The following is a 16,645-nucleotide window of genomic DNA, read 5'->3' on the forward strand; positions in this document are numbered from 1 at the left end:
TCAGCCCTGGTTCTGGAGGCAGCGGACCGTTTTGGCGGCAACGCGGCCCTGAAGCTTCGCTTTTCTAGTGGTACAGGATGATGGCTTAGATACTACCAGCGTCTATCCGGACGTGCGGGTAGAGACGGAAGGCATCGTTATTCCTGCTGCTCGAAGGAAATTTCGCCAAAAGCTCCATTGAGACGCAATTGCAATCACCGGTTCGCGCCCTTTTGGTTGAAGTGCGACCAAGTTAGCAGCGTCATCGTAGAGCAGGGGGAGCAACGTGGCCGACCTTAGGGGGCCTTCATAGGGTCTGCAGGCCGGCGCGATGCGGCGGCCTGCAAGTGAGTTTAGTTAGTGCACTGCGATTGGCGTGTGATCGGGGCCGGATTGTTTGGCGATGCCGCGGGGCAGTACGCAGAATGCTACTACCGCCGTGCCCAGCATCATTAGGCACGAGACCCAGAATACCGCCGCATGGCTGGCGACCAGATCGCCGGCATCGTTGCCGCCTGCTGCCGCGATGGAGGCGAGCGAGGTGAAGATTGCGAGGCCCACCGAGCCGCCCACCTGGCTGGCTGCATTGAGCACCGCGCCCGCAACCCCGGCATCAGCCGGCTCGACGCCACGCATGGCGACGTTCTGCAGCGGCATGAAGACAAGACCCATCCCGATACCCGAGATGATCAGCGCCGGCAGAACTTGCGCGGCATAGCTGCCGTCGGCTGAGACCTGCGAGAGATGCAGCAAGGCAAGCCCGGTGATCAAGAGACCGCCGACCAAGAAAGGTTTGGGGCCAAAACGATCCAGGAAGCGCACACCAAAACCGGCGACAATCAGTGTTGCAAGCGTCTGCGGCATGGTGGCGAGACCGGCCATGAATGGGGGCATACCCAGCACCAACTGCAGGTGGAACGCGAGATAGAGCATGGTTCCGATCATCATCGCTCCGGCGATGGCCTGAACGAAGATTGCCGTGCCACGCACACGGTCTGTAATGACACGCAGCGGCAGGAGCGGATGGGCCACCCGGCTTTCCACGACCACAAAGGCGGCGATCAGCACAATGCCGACAGCGAGGAAGGCCAGCGTTTCTGGAGCGGTCCATCCATGTTCGGCCAGCGTCAGCCCATAAACCAGCGCGGCCAGGCCCGCGACGATGAGCACAACGCCCGGAACGTCGATGCGCTTGCCGGTCAGCGGCGCGGACTTGGGCAGGGTGAACGAGCCCATGATCACGATGGCCGCCACGATTGGCACGTTGATCAGCAGTGTCCAGCGCCAGCTGACAAACTCGGTCAACACGCCACCCATCAACAGGCCGATGGCCGCACCGATGCCGGCACAGGTACCGAAGACTGCGAAGGCGATGTTACGGCCCGGGCCAGACGAAAACGACGTTGTCAGGATGGCCAATGCGGCGGGTGCCATCAGGGCAGCGAAAATGCCCTGCAAGCCACGCGCCGCAATCAGCTCGCCGCCATGGCGCACCAACCCGCCGAAGGCGGAGCTGGCGGCAAAGCCGATGAGACCGACCATCAGCGCACGCTTCATGCCAAGGCGGCTGACGAGCAGGCCGCCCAACAGCAGCAAGCTGCCGAAGGTCAATGCATAGATGGTGATGGCCCAGGATCGCGTAGCATTGCTGAGGCCGAGGTCAAGCTGCGCCTGGGGTAGGGCGATAGCCACAATGGTGCCGTCCAGGACGACGATCAGTTGCACCAGGGCAACCGTGGCGAGGATCAGCCATTCCTTTGCGCCAGGCATGGTTTGGGGGGATGTATTTTGCAATTCGAACTCCGCACAGGCAGGCGAAGGTCGATCAAACGACCCCGCGCCTTACCACTGACCCTAAGGTCAAATGAAATGGCGCCATGGGATCGCTAGACAGCGACAAAGCTCGTCGGAACGAGTGCTGGACTAACCAACCAGCAATTTCTCTTTTTCGGCAGTGTGTAATGCCCGGTCGAGCCGGGCATCAATGCATGGTGCTTTAGCAAATTGCTGCCGGCGGCAGAACCACTATTTTTGCCGATGCTCCGCTTTGTTGATGCCTCGCGTGACAGACATATTTTGCGGAACTGGACGCAAGTTAGCTCAAGCGGATATGGCGCTAAGTCGATCAGGTAATGGTGCCAGTAGTGGCCCTCGATAGGGTTGTTCTGTCGTATGGAGCGCTCTCATTTTGTGGGCGCTGACAGCGGTCTACAGAACAAGGGCTGGCAGGATGTCATCGTTCTCTCCGGGCGATATTGGGAGCCGCAGCGCGAGGGTGCACGGACGGCCGTTACGCCCTCGTGTCCTACCCAGTCGCGGCCTGCGTGTGCCCCGACAAACAGAGGTCCAGAACCATGTTGCGCGGCGTTGGCCGCCATTGCCGGTGCTGGCGTTTCTTATCGCTATGCTCATTCCCTGGCAGTTCTACATAGGGCCGCTGCATCTTTCGGCAACACGCGCCGTGCTGTTGATTGCGCTGGTCCCCTGTCTGGTGAAATGGACGAGCGGCCAGGCCGGGCCGATCCGCATGCCTGACATCGCGGTGCTGCTGTTCATTGTCTGGTGCGGTATCGCCACGATGCAGATTGAGGGGGCGGGTTATGCCGTGCAGTCGGTTGGCATGCTGCTCATCGAAACCGCTGGCGCCTATTTTCTGGCGCGGGTCTATATCCGCACCGAAGACGATTTTTACGCGCTGAGCCGGGCCCTGTTCTGGGTCATGGCCCTGCTGCTGCCATTCGCTTTCCTGGAAGCCATAACCAAGCAGCCTGTGCTGATGGATCTGTTTGGGCGCGTGATGCGCACCTATGACATCGCCGGGTCCGACCCGCGCTGGGGCATGCGGCGCGCCCAAACGGTGTTCCAGCATCCCATCCTCTATGGCGTGTTCTGCGGCATCGCCTTTGCGCCGACCGCTCTGGTGCTGACCTATGGTCGCCCGTTGATCGAGCGTGGGGCTATGGTGGTAATTGTCGTCGCCGCTGCTTTTTTCAGTCTTTCCAGCGGCCCCATGACGGCACTGGCACTGCAGATTGCCTTGGTCTGCTGGAACTATGTGTTGAAGGGGTTCCCCGGGCGCTGGAAGCTTTTCTGGGGCATTCTGGCGTTCGTCTATCTGTTCGTCTCGGTCTTTTCTCATCAGTCACCCGCCGAGCACCTGATCAACCTTGTGGCCTTCGATAAGGGCTCGGCCTGGCAGCGGCTGCTGATCTGGAACTATGGTACGGGGTCTATAGCTGCCCACCCGGTGTTCGGAGTGGGCTTTGGCGACTGGGCGCGCATGGATGGGCAGACCTCAAGCGTTGACATGTTCTGGATCATCTCCTCGTTGCGACACGGCATTCTGGCCGGCGTTTTTCTGGCGATGGTCTATCTCGGCGCCGCTCTCATGGTCGGGTTCCGCAAAGGGCTGAGCCCCGCACAATTACGGTGCCGAACCGCCTATCTGGTGGCTCTTGCCGGATTCTTCGTTGCGGGCTGGACGGTCGATTTCTGGGGGGAGGTCTATACGGCCTTCTTTTTCATGATCGGCAGCGGACTATGGCTGCTGACCGCTACGGGCGAAGAGCACGAGTCAGAGGAAATGCCAGCGTGCCAACGCAACCTCAGGCCGCGGCGCGTTATCCCGGCGCGACAGCGGTAGATCGGCATGCTTCAGACGGCCCGCATATTCAAATGCCTCACCTTTTGCGCGATGCCCTATGCAGGAGTGGGCTGGCCCCAAAGCTGTGCCAGTATCCTCGCGGGTTTTTCTGATACGCCTGTTGCGCCGGTGCTGGTCTTGCCGCGCAGCCGACGCCCCTTGGCTGACAATGTCGAGGTCGTCTCGGCGCTGCCCTGGCCCCGCACAATGTTGCCCTGGCGCATGGTGGCCGATGGTAGTCAGGCGCGGGTGGCGCATCGTTTCACCCGGATGCTGGAACAGGCCGATCCCGAGACAACGATCGCCTATTTCTGGCCTGGTGTGCCGCATGATCTTGTCAAACGGGCGAAAGGCCTCGGCATCTTCACCGTGCGCGAGATGATCAACACCGCGCTCGGCTCTGCCAAGCCCGCGCTCGATGCCGCCTATGAGTGCGTGGGTCTGCCGCCCGCGCATCTGATCACAGACGCGGGGGTCGAGGATGAGAATGCGGAACTTACGCTCTACGATCTGGTCTGTGCCTCCAACGCTCCCTGCGAGGCCTCGCTGATCCGGGCCGGTGTGCACCCCGAGCGGATCTTTTCGACCAGCTTCGGCTGGTCGCCAGAGCGTTATGGCCCCATGGGTATCGCCGAGCCCGAACGGGCGGGGCCCACGGTCCGCTTCCTCTTTGCCGGCTCCATCAGCGTGCGCAAAGGCGTTCCGACACTGCTCGAGGCATGGACCAAGGTCGTAGGCAGTGCCGAGCTGACCCTGGTGGGCAATGTCGAACCCGCGCTTGAGTCACTGGTTGCCAATGCCGTGGCCAGCGGCTCGGTACAACGCCTCCCCTTCACGCCAGACATCGGCGTGCTCTATCGCTCGCACGACGTCTTCGTCTTCCCCACCATCGAGGAAGGCGGGCCACAGGTGACCATCGAGGCAGGCGGTTGCGGCCTGCCCGTCATCACCACGCCAATGGGCGCCGCCCGTCTGGTCAAGGACGGGGTCAACGGCATTATCGTCGAGGCCGGCGCAGCCGACGCTCTGAGCGCGGCCATGTCATCGCTGGTGTCAGACGCGGAGCTGCGCCAGCAATACGCTAAGCGGATCACGCTGGACGCTCAGGCCTTCACCTATGACAAGCTGGGCGCCGGCCGGGCGCTAGCCTTCGTCGAACGCCTTGGACGGCGCCATTCCCTCGAAGGCGCGCAGCATCTCTGACCATCAGCGCCCGCTCGCGGCCATCCTCTTGGTATAGTCGTCCCGAACCCGCTGGGCCTCTTCGTCATAAAGGAAGGTAAGGAACGCATAGCGGGTGCCACGTGTCAGCTTTGTGACTTCATGCAGCAGCGAGCAGGAGAACACCACGGCGCTACCGACTTCAGCGCGGTAGGTCCTCGGGCCAAACTCGGGAAATCCCAGATCACCGCCCTCGTAGTCGCTGTTGAGATTGATGGTCACCGCAAATCGCCGATGCGCCACAGGGGGCGCGGTATTGTCCCGGTGCGCATGGAAATGGCCACCAGCGGCCGCCTCATAACACCCCACGAGGTACCGTTCGATTCGTGTGGTGCGAAATTGGAACGCCCGGTGGATGATCGGCAGCAGCCGCCGCACCAGCAAATCCCGGCAATGTTGCACGGTCTGCTCATCGGAGATGTACCAGTCGAGGCGCTTGCGGAATGTGGGATCGAACCGCTCGGCCACCTTGCCCGCGCTTTCCACCACGCCGATCTCGCGCCCACCCTCTGCCTCATACATGTCGATCAGGCGCGCGCAAAGCCCGGCATCGAACACTCCTGGCAGGATCAGCACTGGCGCGTCATGGGCCTGTGGCTTGTGTTTCTGTCGGGCCTCAAGCAAGGGCAAGACATTCGTCGCAATCTGCTCCGCCCCTTTCGCTACCGCGAGGACCTGCAGCGCAGGGCTCAGCACGAATACGGTGCATCGGTTTGCAGAGGGACCGCTTGCGCCGTCCACGCCATAGCGTTTGGCCAGGTCGCCGTTCTGGTCCTGACCAAAGTGCCACCCGGGCCTATTCTCGAAACTCAGTTGTGGCCCAGATCCAGCACTCAGACCGATCACGGTGGCCCCGTCACCTCCAAAGAGATCGCCCCGGCGCGCGAAGGCGCTCAATGCCTGCTCGGCGTCTGCGCTCGCTGAACGGCCATAAAACAACAGCACGACCTCGCGTCCCGCCAACTCGTCGAGAACCACGCGGGCCGCGCCAGCAGACTGCGGAACCGAGAACCAAGGCGCCGGATCTCCAACCTCAAGGGTCGACATCGCTACCTCATTGTGGGTCGCCCAACGCTCGAACCGCCAACATGCGCCGCAAACGCACCGACCAATTGTGTCCGTGCTTCGCCACATTTCATGCCTCTTTCGACGGGCCTCTCAGACTTACAAAGCGTAGGGTCATCCGCAATCAGCGAAAATATAGCTCAACAGCAACACGATAGATCAAAGGGGTTATATCGACGCGGACTCAGTAGTCCTTTTGAGCTATAGCGCCCCGGTTCTGTGGGGGTCTCCGCCCATAGTGTTGCTGATCGGTCACATATGTCGCTATGTCCCCGAAATTCATGCGGCGCTAAGAAAATAATCGAGGGACGTACATCTGACAGGACATCTGCTTAATTATGGTGCCTCAGTTGTTTGCCGTTCTGGTATTTTGGAGCGCGCTCAATTGCGGCGGAATTGAGCGGGTTTGTCCGTTATTTAGCCACTCGACAGCCCAATTTGATGGTCAAACCCCATCCGGTGTTAACCATCAAAAGGAACATCAAATGGCAGGTTGGCCAGATGCAACAAACACTGGCGTGCCGGATGGCGTCGTCCTCACCAAGTCCGGTTCGATCACCATCACCAAGCCAGGGACGGTGATCGATGCCCTCGATATCCAGGGCACCATCAACATCCAGGCGAACAACGTCACCATCAAGAACAGCAAGGTGACCTCGAGCGACTTCGCCGTGATCCGCATTGCGCCCGGCGTCACCGGTACCGTCATTCAAAACAATGACATCAACGGCAAGGATTCCGGCGGGCAGGGCATTTTCGGCCAGGGGACGTTTATCGGCAATGACATTTCCGGCGTGGGTGACGGCATCAACGTGACCGGCGACAAGGTGTTGATCCAGGATAACTACATCCACGATCTCGGTGGGCCGGCGAGTTCCCACTATGACGGCATCCAGATCGATGGTGGCGTCTCCGACATCCGGATCGAGCACAATACGGTTATCAATCATCACGATCAGACGTCAGCTGTGATGATCGACGACTATTTTGGCCGCACCTCGAACGTGGTCGTCAACAACAACCTCCTCACCGGTGGTGGCTACACCATCTATGTCACCGGCCTTGATGGGCACGGGACAGACAATGTCACCGTCACCAACAACCACATGGGCAAGGGGACGTATGGCTACACCTACTTCGCCGCCGCCAACCCGGTCTATTCGGGGAATGTGAACGATGGGGCGGCTCTGGCAGCCCAGTTGGGCAATCAGGGGCCGAATACAGGCACACCGCCCACCGAGTTGCCAACAACACCTCCACCTGGGTCAACTACGGCCACTGATGGGGCGGATCGATTGACCGGTGATGACAAGGACAACGTCATCGACGGCAAGGGTGGCAACGACATCATCGATGGCCGTGGCGGCAACGACACCATTATCGGTGGAGCCGGCTTTGACACCATGACCGGCGGTGCGGGCAACGATATCTTCGTGTTCCGCAGTGCCAGCGAGATCGGCAACAAGCCGGGCGCGCGTGATATCATCACTGACTTTACGCCCGGTCAGGACAAGATCGACCTTTCGGCGATCGATGCTAACACCAAGCTTGCCGGCAATCAGGAGTTCAGCTTCATCGCCGCCAATAATGGCAGCTTCACCAAGACCCCTGGTGAGCTGGCCTGGCACACTGAGTCCGGTAAGACCATCGTGCAGGGCGACATTGATGGTGACGGCATCCACGACTTCGAAATCGAACTCAAGGGTGTGCTGAACCTCAAGGCCAGCGACTTCATCGGCGTTGGGTCTGGGTCGGGTGGCAAGCCATCGGTGCCAGACACCTCGGTCCCACCAACCGATACGCTGCTCAAGATCACCGGGACTTCCGGTGCTGACAAGCTCGTGGGCACGGCGGCCAATGAGTATCTCGATGGTCAGGCTGGTAACGACACCCTCAACGGTGGCGGCGGCAACGACGTGCTCTATGGCGGCCTTGGTCGGGATGTCATGACCGGGGGTGCCGGCAATGACGTGTTCCTGTTCAAATCCGTTGCCGAAATGGGCACCAATGGGGCTACCCGTGACATCATCACTGATTTCACGCGCGGCCAGGACAAGATCGATCTGTCCGCCATCGACGCCAATACCAAGCTCTCGGGCGATCAAGCGTTCAGCTTCCTGGCTGGTGACAATCAGGCCTTCACCAAGACGGCGGGTGAGCTGGCGTGGCACTACGAAGCCGCCCAGAACCGCACCATCGTTCAGGGTGACATTAATGGCGATGGCATCCACGACTTTGAAATCCAGCTGACCGGCCGCGTCCCGCTGACCGCCGGCGATTTCATTCTCTAACAAACCTCAGGCCGGTGGCAGCAATGCCTCCGGCCTATCGCTCTCGTGGTGCGTGGGCAGGGTCCCACTGCGTAGAATCACAGCTGCGCCGTTTCGTGCGGCACCCGTTTGGCAGAACTCATTTCGCGTCAGATGTGTTGGGATAAGAATAATCTTGCGAATGTAAAGTCATTTAAATTCAGCGGGTTGTAATAATTCTACTGAATTTATAGACACTATCCATCGCCCGATGGACACACAGATGACGCTCGCTTCACCGCTATGGGACGCCCCGGCTCAGATGGCGAAGACCGCGCTGGGGCTACCGCCGCCCGTTCTCGGCAAGCGCAGCCATCTCGATCAAGATTTTCATCCCATTCGACAGTGAACCAAGCCGTCCGGCGGGGCGCTTTGCGCTGCACGCTTCCCTGTTCGGATAGCCCATCCCATGAAAGAGACGCATGATGAATAGACGCGACATCTTTGGAGCCGTTGCACTCGGTGCAGGCCTCGGCATTGCTAGCCAGGTTGCGGCCCAGGCGCCCGCAGCGGCCGATATTCCGGCCAACAACTCACGTTTGGCGAAAATCCTGGAACGCGGCGTATTGCGTGTCGGCACGACAGGCGATTTCAACCCCATGTCGTTCCGCGACACCGCGACCAACAGCTATCAGGGTTATGATATTGAGGCCGTGACGGCTCTAGCGGCGGACCTCAAGGTCGAGATTGAATGGGTGTCGGCAGAGTGGGCAACCATCACCACAGGCATTGCCGCTGATCGGTTCGACATTTTCTCGGGTGCGTCTGTCAGCGTTGCGCGCGCACGCGTTGCCGCCTTCTCAATCCCCTATACTGAGGCAGGTACCGTGCCGCTTGGCTTGGCTTCCGCCGCAGACCGCTTCAATAGCTGGGCCGCCATCAATGAGGCGGGCGTTCGTGTTGCCGTCAGCCAAGGCACCGTTTTCGAAGATCAGGCGCGCCAGCATTTCCCGAACACAACCATTCAGGCCGTGCAGTCCCCTGCGACGGGTTTCCAGGAGGTGCTGTCTGGCCGCGCTGACGTGACCATCACCTCCAATGTCGAAGCTGCAACACTGGTCGCCAAATATCCGGAATTGAAGGTTCTGGTGCCGAGCGCCGAGCAGCGCAACAAGCGCCCTTTTGCCTATGTCGTCGATCAGAACGATCCTGTGTGGCTGAACTTCATCAACACCTGGGTATCCCTGCGCCGCATCGAGGGTTTCTACGCCGCGCTCGACGCGAAGTGGCTCGGTAAGGCCTGAGCATGACGCGAGCCAAGACCAGGGCAAGCCGTGTGCTTGCCCTGTCAGCTGCCGTTATCCTCGGACTCATGGTGAGCGGCTGCACCAGCACCAACTACACGTGGAGCTGGTACATCCTGTCTCCGTTTGATGTGCGTGGTCAGCAGAATCTGTGGTTCTTGCTGGCGGGCTTTGGCACGACGGTCGGCCTTTCGGTCGCCGCGTCGTTGATCTCCATGGCCCTGGGGATCGGCATTGCGCTGTTGAGTTTTGCACGCTGGCGCTCGCTACGACTGGCGGCGCGCAGCTATGTGGAAGTCTTCCGGGCCATTCCGATTCTGGTCTTCATCCTGTGGGTGTTTTATGGCCTGCCGATCCTGACCGGCGTGCAGTTTGACGTCCTGACCACCGGCCTCGTGTGCCTGGCGATATCGGATTCTGCTTTCACTTCGGAGATCTTCCGCAGCGGCCTTCAATCGCTCGACAAGGGGCAGCCAGAAGCTGCCCGCAGTCTGGGGCTGGGACCGGTGCGCACCATGCGTCTGGTGGTCCTGCCGCAGGTTATCCGAGCAATCCTGCCGGCCCTGGGAAACCAGTTTGTCTATGTGCTCAAAATGTCGTCGTTGGTATCGGTGATTGGCCTGCAGGAGTTGACGCGTCGGGCCAATGAGCTGACGCTCGTCGAATATCGCCCGCTGGAAATCTACACCTTCCTCGTCGCCGAATACCTCGTGCTGATCCTGATCATTTCCTGGCTGGTGCGTCGCCTTGAAGTGAAACTGCGCCTGCGCACGAACGGGCGCTGACCATGAGTACAAATCTGCGCCTGCACGCTACGCCCGGCAGTCTCTACTCCGCCAAGGTCCGCATCGCCCTGTTGCACAAGGGGTTGCATTGGGAAGAGGTCGCGCCGGACGGCGGCTATCGTAGCGATGCCTACCGATCGCTTGTGCCACAAGGTTCGGTGCCTGCGCTGGAAGTTGATGGCGCTCTGATCGTGGATTCCGAAGCGATCGTCGAATACCTCGAGGAAGCCTATCCGGCTCAGCCCTTGCTGCCATCCGTCCCCCTCCAACGAGCCCAAATCCGCTCACTCTCGCGCTATCACGATACGGCGTTTGAGCCCGCAGTCCGCGCGCTTTTTCCATCAATTGGTGAAGGCAGGCGTCCTGCCGACGATCTGGTCGAGCGCATCAATACTCGCCTTGCTATTCTGGGCCGCATTGCTCAGCCGTCGCCGCTGCTCGGTGGAGCAGAGCTGTCTATGGCTGATCTCGGATATCCCGTCAGCTTTGCCTCAATCGACATTATTGCTGCCGCGACGAGGGCGGCACTTGTTTGGCCGGACCCTATCCGGCGCTATCAGCAATCGCTTGATCAGGTGCCTGCGGTGGCAGCAGTTCTCGCGCCTTATCGTGCCATCACAACACAATGGGCGGCGGCAGCCCTTGGATCCCAAACATGAGACTGGACCTGAGCACCTGGGAGGAGATCGACGCTTATCTTCTGAAGTCAAAGGCAGTGATCCTGCCTGTTGGCTCCACCGAGCAGCATGGTCCTCTCGGGATCATCGGCACGGATACGCTATGCGCAGAGGCGGTGGCGCAGAGGGCCGGAGCGATCAGTGGCGGGCTGGTGTTGCCGGTGCTGGCCTATACGCCTGCCCCCTTCAATATGGGGTTTGCCGGCACGATCTCGGTCACTGAACCTGTGTTCGCCGCATTGGTTACCGAAATCCTTGCAGCGCTTGCCCATCACGGGTTCAGGCAGGTCTACGTGCTCAACGGTCATGGCGCCAATCTTGAGCCGCTGCGACGTGTCGCTGCTGCGCAAAGCGCCCTCGACATTCACATTCGATCCTGGTGGGACTTCCAGTCAGTGCGTTCCCTGCGCGACGCGCTGTACGGCTCATGGGAGGGCATGCATGCAACACCGTCCGAAGTCGCCATTACTCAACACACCCACCGCATCGTTGATCACCCGGCGATCCCGGCTCCCGAACCGCTGACAGCTGAGTTCATTGTCGCCCATGCAGGCGACCGCCACGGCCCGCCCGATGAGCACCGCCGGCAATTCCCTGATGGGCGCGTTGGTTCCCATTCGGGCCTCGCGCGGCCTGAGCATGGTGAGCAGCTGCTGACATTGGCCAGCCAAGCGTGTGCAGACGAGTTCGCTGGCTTGTGGGCGTAGAAATGAAAACGGCGGGCTTGCGCCCGCCGTTCGAGACCTGAGCTTACTGGCCCTGGTAGGTGTACAGCAGGATGGCGCCTGGATTGTGCAGGATGCCGGTTGCCAGCTCTTCACCGTACTTGGCGGCAGCCGAACCGAACGCGTCGGTGGCAACGAACACCGAAACGCCATCGGGTGCGACGAGGATGTCGCGGTAGCGGTTCTGGGTGTTGAACCAAGCAACAGGCAGGCCTTCAGCGCTGAGGCCGTCTTCCGACAGCTTCTGCACATAGACAACGCCATGCTTCAGGGTTGGGATCAGGATCGAGTTGTCCCATTCCGCAATGCCGTTTTCGCCAGCGACGTAGTAAGCGGCGCTACCGGGCGCGATGGTCGGGCTGCAGATGAAGCCGCAGATCGAGGTCGTGTCATCCACCGTGAAGTAGGCGGCGATTGGCTCGACAACTTCACCCTTGAACTCGGACTCGGCAGTGGTCGGAACCTGGCTGGTCGAGGCGGAGTTGCGTGGCAGGTCAGCTGGAGCCTCGTGCCATGCTGGGTAGTTGTAGGCGCGATCGTCGACATAACCGGAAACGTTGGGCCAGCCGTAGTTGCCGCCGGGCACCAAGATGTTCAGCTCGTCATCGCTGGCAGGGCCATGCTCGGTCGAGTAGAGGATGCCGTTGCTGGCGAAGACCAGACCCTGTGGGTTGCGGTGACCATAGGTGAAGACATGGCTCTTCACGCCTTCGATTTCCGGGTTGTCGGATGGAATGGAGCCGTCAAGCTCCAGGCGCAGCACCTTGCCCGAATAGGCGTACCAGTCCTTGGCATCAACCTGATCCTGGGTCGGCAGGATCTGCGCGCGGATTGGGTCGCCTTCCGGACGACGGTAGCGGCCCTGCTCGCCGAGCGAGTAGTAGATCTTGAGATCTGGGCCGATAACGACGCGACCGGCATTGTGGTCGTCGCCAGCAGGAATGCCCTCGATCAGAACCTGGGGTTCTTCCAGCTGCTCGGAGGTGGCGTTGTAGGTGTAGCGAACGAGCTTGGCGCTTGGCGCAGGCGCCTCGGCCGTGCCGTCATTGACGGTGTAGGCAACATAGACGTAGTCGTTGCCGGTGTCCTTCATGAATTCTGGGTGCAGCGCCAGGCCGAACAGGCCCTCGTGCTGAATGCCGGTGAAGACCTCGTCGATCGTCAGGAGTGGGAACTTCTGGCCCGACACTGGGTCCACGCGGGTAACGCGACCTGCGGTGCGTTCGGTGACCCAGATCTTGTCATCGGGACCCCAAACCATGGCCCATGGGTTTTCCAGCTGCGTGGTCAGAACGCGCGAGGAAAACTTCTCAGCGGGGCCGTTGGCGATCTCCACAGGATTGACCTGCGCCAATACCGGAGCTGAAGCCATAAGCGTACCCATTGCGACGGCAAGGATTGCGGTCGTCATGCGCAGACGCTGATTAGTCTTTTGGTTTTTCATTAGTTCTACCCTAATTTCACATGCATTGCCGGGCGCATCTCGTTATGCTTTCAGTCCCGGCGCGGCAGTTCAGGCTTGGTGAGCAGGAAAGTGTGTTTTGCCCACCTGATGGCCTTCGCGGACTATGAGAAATTATCAAGCTGTGTCAATGTGAAGCGGTGACGATCTGCCGCGTAAAAGGGCTTGAAGGTTTACAGACGATTGCCGGAATCGCGCTCGTCGATGGTAGAAAGCCCTTGAATTGCCCGCACCATTGTTGAGATGACGTGGGGCGCAGTTAATATATGTAAGCGAGAGATTTGGCGTCTCGTGAAATTGAGTTGAGGTCAGATAGTAAAAATGAAGTCTAACATCCCATTTATTGGTGCGCGCCGCTCGCTGAGCCTAGGCGCCGCAGCAATTGCGTTGTTGTTTGCTGGTGGCATGGTGTTCACGCCCGATCTGGCCCGGGCTGAATCCGAGGTCGCAACGGCCGGAACCGGCTGGTTCACCGAGGCGCAGGTTGCGCGCGGACAAAAGCTTTATGATGCACGCTGCTCGTCCTGCCACGGCATGGAAATCGCCGATGGCTGGCGCCTTTGGGATGGGTCGGCCCAAGAGCTGGTCGACTTCATCAAGTCCATGGGCATGCCTGCTGACAATCCAGGCGGTCTGCCTCCGCAGCAATATATCGACATCGTGGGCTATATTATGCACCACGGCGGCGACTTTCCGTTCGGCGATGAAGTCTTGGTGGGCACGGACGCCGTTAACGAGGCTAAGCGCCCCGAATAAAACAAAGGGCGCACAGCGATGTGCGCCCTTCTGTGTGCGAATAGTGATTCTGGCGCCGAGGCATGACTGCCTCGGCGCCGTTTTTTCGACTAGTTATGTGCCTGCTTCACCAGGCGTGTAGCCTGACGAAGGGCAGCGGCGGTGTGGTTGGCACCGCGGTGCAACTGGGTCAGTGCGAAGCCGAGAGACTCGGGGCCGTGGTTTGCCAATTCGCTGGCAACTGCGAGCGCTGGCAGCGGCGGGACGGGGAGCGCCGGGTCGTGCGAGAAGCGGCGACCGCGCGTGTAGTTGAGTGGGACGAGAATGCGCGCGAGGTTCTGGATCGTGGCATTGGCCTGGGCCTCGTCGATCGAACCGTCGTTGATGCCGGCGTAGAAGGTATCGAGAGCGCTGGTTAGGTCTGCAAGGCTCGCGGTGACGGCGTCAAGCATCGGCGCGTGTTCGCCGGCGGCCTTGCGGTAGCGGGCGATGGTGGCGTCGAACTCGGCAGACGTAGCGCGCCAGTCGAAGGGCAGGACGGGGGCGTTGGCCACCGCCATGATGGCTGCCAGATACACCTTGATATCGCGGATCAGAATGTCGCGATCGGCGATGTCCATGAGGTCGTTTTCGGTGTGCCAGGCGATGTTACCGCCGCAGCCGCCGACCGTGTAATAGTTCATCTCCTTGCGTTTCTCGACGGTCATGGTCGAGGACAACATGAAGAAGCTGGAAAGCCCAATATTGTTGAAGGAATAGTCGCCAGCGCGCAGTGGGCGTTCGCCGCCGAAGGGCAGGTCGGCCACCTCGCCAATGACAGACTGGCACAGCTCGGTGGCTTCGCTCATGCAGGCGACGTTCTCGTAGACATCGGCCCAGCGGCAGCCGGGGCTGTCGCAATTGACCTGCGCGACGCAGTTTTCGTCGAGATCGAGAGCAAATTCATCGGCAAACCAAGCCGAACCGGCGTAACGGCCCGTTGAGTGCCCGGGCCACCAGGCGATGCGCACCGAGCGGCGAAGGGTGCTGCGATTGTTCCAGAGCACGTGCGCGATCTCGAGCATGGCGGCGTCGCCGGTGGCGTTGTCACCAACGCCGACATCCCAGCTGTCGTAGTGACCGGCGAGCAGTACGAACTTCTCAGGCTCGATATTGCCCGGCACGTTGACCACGGGCACCAGCGACTTGAACCAGCCTTCTTCGAGGCGCGTATGGATGGTTGCCGTGCCGCCGGCTTGCGCCAGCGCGATCAGCTTCTGCCCATCGACATTGTTGACGACAGCAACGGGAATGGTGGGCTTGCGGGGCAGGTCATCGAGATCAGGTGTGCCCCAGATCGAGCTGCAGATGCCCCAGTGGCGATCAATGCCCGGATTGACGGCGATGACGCCGATGGCGCCCTTCTCCTGGAATTCCAGGACCTTGTTTGGCGAAGCAAAGCCATCGGTCAGGACGATCTTGCCGCGAATGCGCTCTGCCGCGGCGGCGTTCTCGTCGCGATTCTTCTCGTAAAAGCTGGAGACGTTCGCCGAAAGGCTGCCGGGCACGTGGTGCAGGGTGCCGGTGAGGCCATCGGGGCAAGTGATGGAATAGGCGGGGGGCTTGGCGGCAAAGGCTTCGCCGCCAGCGACGACCGAAGCCTCATAAGGAATAGAGAGATAGAGCGAGGCTTCGAGGAGTTCGACGGGCACGCCGAGCGCAGTCAGGCGGCGGGCAATGTCATGCGCCGAGGCTTCAACATCTTCTGGCCGCCAGCGCGGCATGGTCGAAAAAGCTTCCACCAAAGGCCATGCGGCATCCGCGTTAACTTGTTCTACTGCCTGCTTGATCGTCTTATCCAGCACATCGACCTCCATCATGAGCGCCATAGGTAGCGTCGACCGACAGAACGTGCTCTGCAGGCTGACGCGCACACGATGCCCTATCGAATCTTGTACGACAATCCGGATTGTACGACAATTTTAGGCTAGGCTTTGGTGTTCGCTCCCGCTAAGCTTCACAAAAGCCTTTCGGGGTCTGCCTGTGAGCGGCAAGCCCATGGAAGGATGCAACCTTGGACTGAATCTATGGATGATCTGCGTACGATCTTTCAGACTGATGCGGTTGGTGTGTCTCAGGCACACGACCAGGGAGAGGCGCACACGCCGCAATTGGTGCGTGAGCGCGTATTCGACGCCGTCCGCGACGCCATTATCGGTGGTCGCATTGCGCCGGGCACCCGCCTGATCGAGCGAGAGCTCTGCGAGGCGTTCCAGATCAGCCGGACAGTCGTGCGCGAAATTGCGCGGCGCCTTGAAGCTGAGAAGTTGGCTGTCGTGGTGCCGCATCGCGGACTGACGGTCGCCACGCTGACGCCGAAACATGTCCGCGACATCTATGAGATCCGCATCGAGCTTGAAGCAATCGCCGTCCGCAGTTTTCTCGGTGTCGCAACCGATGAGCACATTGCCAAGGCGCAGCAATACGGCGAGACGGTTCTTGCGGCGGGCGCGCGTATGGACAAGGTCGCCATGGTGCAGACCATGGCTGAGCTCATGCGCTTCATGAGCGATGTCGCCGACAATCAGGTTGCTACCGAAATTCTCGATCAGCTGGGCACGCGCATCAACATGCTGCGTGTGCTCGCCATGTCCGATCCCGGACAGCTGGAAAACGGCTTGAATGGTGTGAAAGCCATCATCGACGGCGTTACCGCCCGCGACGCCAAAGCGGCTGAAACGGCCGTTCGCGTTTATGTGCGCCGTTCAGGCGAAGCCGTACTTCGCCACATGGGCGCCGAGGAGTGAGCCGCCGCTAAACC

Annotated in this window: 13 protein-coding genes; 9 read left to right on the forward strand and 4 right to left on the reverse strand. The window is 60.4% G+C overall.

Annotation, left to right across the window (positions count from 1 at the left end; genetic code table 11):
* Window positions 1-336: 336 nt before the first annotated feature.
* Entirely contained in the window at window positions 337-1,773 is a 1,437-nt protein-coding gene (locus WH87_RS10810) for an MFS transporter (protein WP_197410780.1), read from the reverse strand.
* A gap of 610 nt (window positions 1,774-2,383) precedes the next feature.
* Here WH87_RS10810 and WH87_RS10815 point away from each other — a divergent pair.
* Both WH87_RS10815 and WH87_RS19040 read left to right on the forward strand, forming a co-directional pair.
* The gene (locus tag WH87_RS10815) at window positions 2,384-3,622 is read left to right on the forward strand and encodes an O-antigen ligase family protein (protein WP_052726428.1); all 1,239 of its coding nucleotides are present in this window, start codon (window positions 2,384-2,386) and stop codon (window positions 3,620-3,622) included.
* Between the two features lie 159 nt (window positions 3,623-3,781).
* Window positions 3,782-4,825, forward strand: a complete 1,044-nt coding sequence (locus WH87_RS19040; RefSeq protein WP_197410781.1) for a glycosyltransferase — start codon at window positions 3,782-3,784, stop codon at window positions 4,823-4,825.
* A 3-nt stretch (window positions 4,826-4,828) separates the two neighbouring features.
* Here the strand turns inward: WH87_RS19040 and WH87_RS10825 are convergent, their stop codons facing one another.
* A complete protein-coding gene (locus tag WH87_RS10825) occupies window positions 4,829-5,890 on the reverse strand; it encodes a 2OG-Fe(II) oxygenase (RefSeq protein ID WP_046139148.1) in 1,062 nt (353 codons plus the stop codon).
* Between the two features lie 503 nt (window positions 5,891-6,393).
* On the opposite strand from WH87_RS10825, the gene WH87_RS20195 reads away from it, so the two are divergent.
* The 5 genes from WH87_RS20195 (at window position 6,394) to WH87_RS10850 (ending at window position 11,630) form a co-directional block, all read left to right on the forward strand.
* The gene (locus tag WH87_RS20195; protein WP_052726426.1) at window positions 6,394-8,199 is read left to right on the forward strand and encodes a M10 family metallopeptidase C-terminal domain-containing protein; all 1,806 of its coding nucleotides are present in this window, start codon (window positions 6,394-6,396) and stop codon (window positions 8,197-8,199) included.
* Window positions 8,200-8,639: 440 nt separating this feature from the next.
* Window positions 8,640-9,461, forward strand: a complete 822-nt coding sequence (locus WH87_RS10835) for a transporter substrate-binding domain-containing protein (protein ID WP_052952322.1) — start codon at window positions 8,640-8,642, stop codon at window positions 9,459-9,461.
* Between the two features lie 2 nt (window positions 9,462-9,463).
* Complete coding sequence (locus WH87_RS10840; RefSeq protein ID WP_046139147.1) at window positions 9,464-10,246, forward strand: amino acid ABC transporter permease; 783 nt, start codon at window positions 9,464-9,466, stop codon at window positions 10,244-10,246.
* A gap of 2 nt (window positions 10,247-10,248) precedes the next feature.
* Window positions 10,249-10,905: a glutathione S-transferase family protein gene (locus WH87_RS10845; protein ID WP_052726424.1), complete on the forward strand. Its 657-nt coding sequence runs from the start codon at window positions 10,249-10,251 to the stop codon at window positions 10,903-10,905.
* Complete coding sequence (locus WH87_RS10850) at window positions 10,902-11,630, forward strand: creatininase family protein (RefSeq protein ID WP_052726423.1); 729 nt, start codon at window positions 10,902-10,904, stop codon at window positions 11,628-11,630. The genes WH87_RS10845 and WH87_RS10850 overlap by 4 nt, the downstream gene beginning before the upstream one ends.
* 43 nt (window positions 11,631-11,673) lie before the next feature.
* Here WH87_RS10850 and WH87_RS10855 read toward each other — a convergent pair whose 3' ends face one another.
* On the reverse strand, window positions 11,674-13,092 hold the full coding sequence (locus tag WH87_RS10855; RefSeq protein WP_052726422.1) for a glucose/sorbosone family PQQ-dependent dehydrogenase: 1,419 nt from the start codon (window positions 13,090-13,092) through the stop codon (window positions 11,674-11,676).
* 339 nt (window positions 13,093-13,431) lie between these two features.
* Here WH87_RS10855 and WH87_RS10860 point away from each other — a divergent pair, with 339 nt between their 5' ends.
* Complete coding sequence (locus tag WH87_RS10860; RefSeq protein WP_046139145.1) at window positions 13,432-13,866, forward strand: c-type cytochrome; 435 nt, start codon at window positions 13,432-13,434, stop codon at window positions 13,864-13,866.
* Between the two features lie 89 nt (window positions 13,867-13,955).
* On the opposite strand, the gene WH87_RS10865 is transcribed toward WH87_RS10860, so the two are convergent.
* A complete protein-coding gene (locus WH87_RS10865) occupies window positions 13,956-15,713 on the reverse strand; it encodes a M28 family peptidase (RefSeq protein WP_245622376.1) in 1,758 nt (585 codons plus the stop codon).
* 198 nt (window positions 15,714-15,911) lie between these two features.
* On the opposite strand from WH87_RS10865, the gene WH87_RS10870 reads away from it, so the two are divergent.
* Complete coding sequence (locus WH87_RS10870; protein ID WP_046139144.1) at window positions 15,912-16,631, forward strand: GntR family transcriptional regulator; 720 nt, start codon at window positions 15,912-15,914, stop codon at window positions 16,629-16,631.
* The last annotated feature ends 14 nt before the right edge of the window (window positions 16,632-16,645 follow it).

Origin of the sequence: Devosia epidermidihirudinis, assembly GCF_000971295.1 — a bacterium.
Lineage (GTDB): Bacteria > Pseudomonadota > Alphaproteobacteria > Rhizobiales > Devosiaceae > Devosia > Devosia epidermidihirudinis.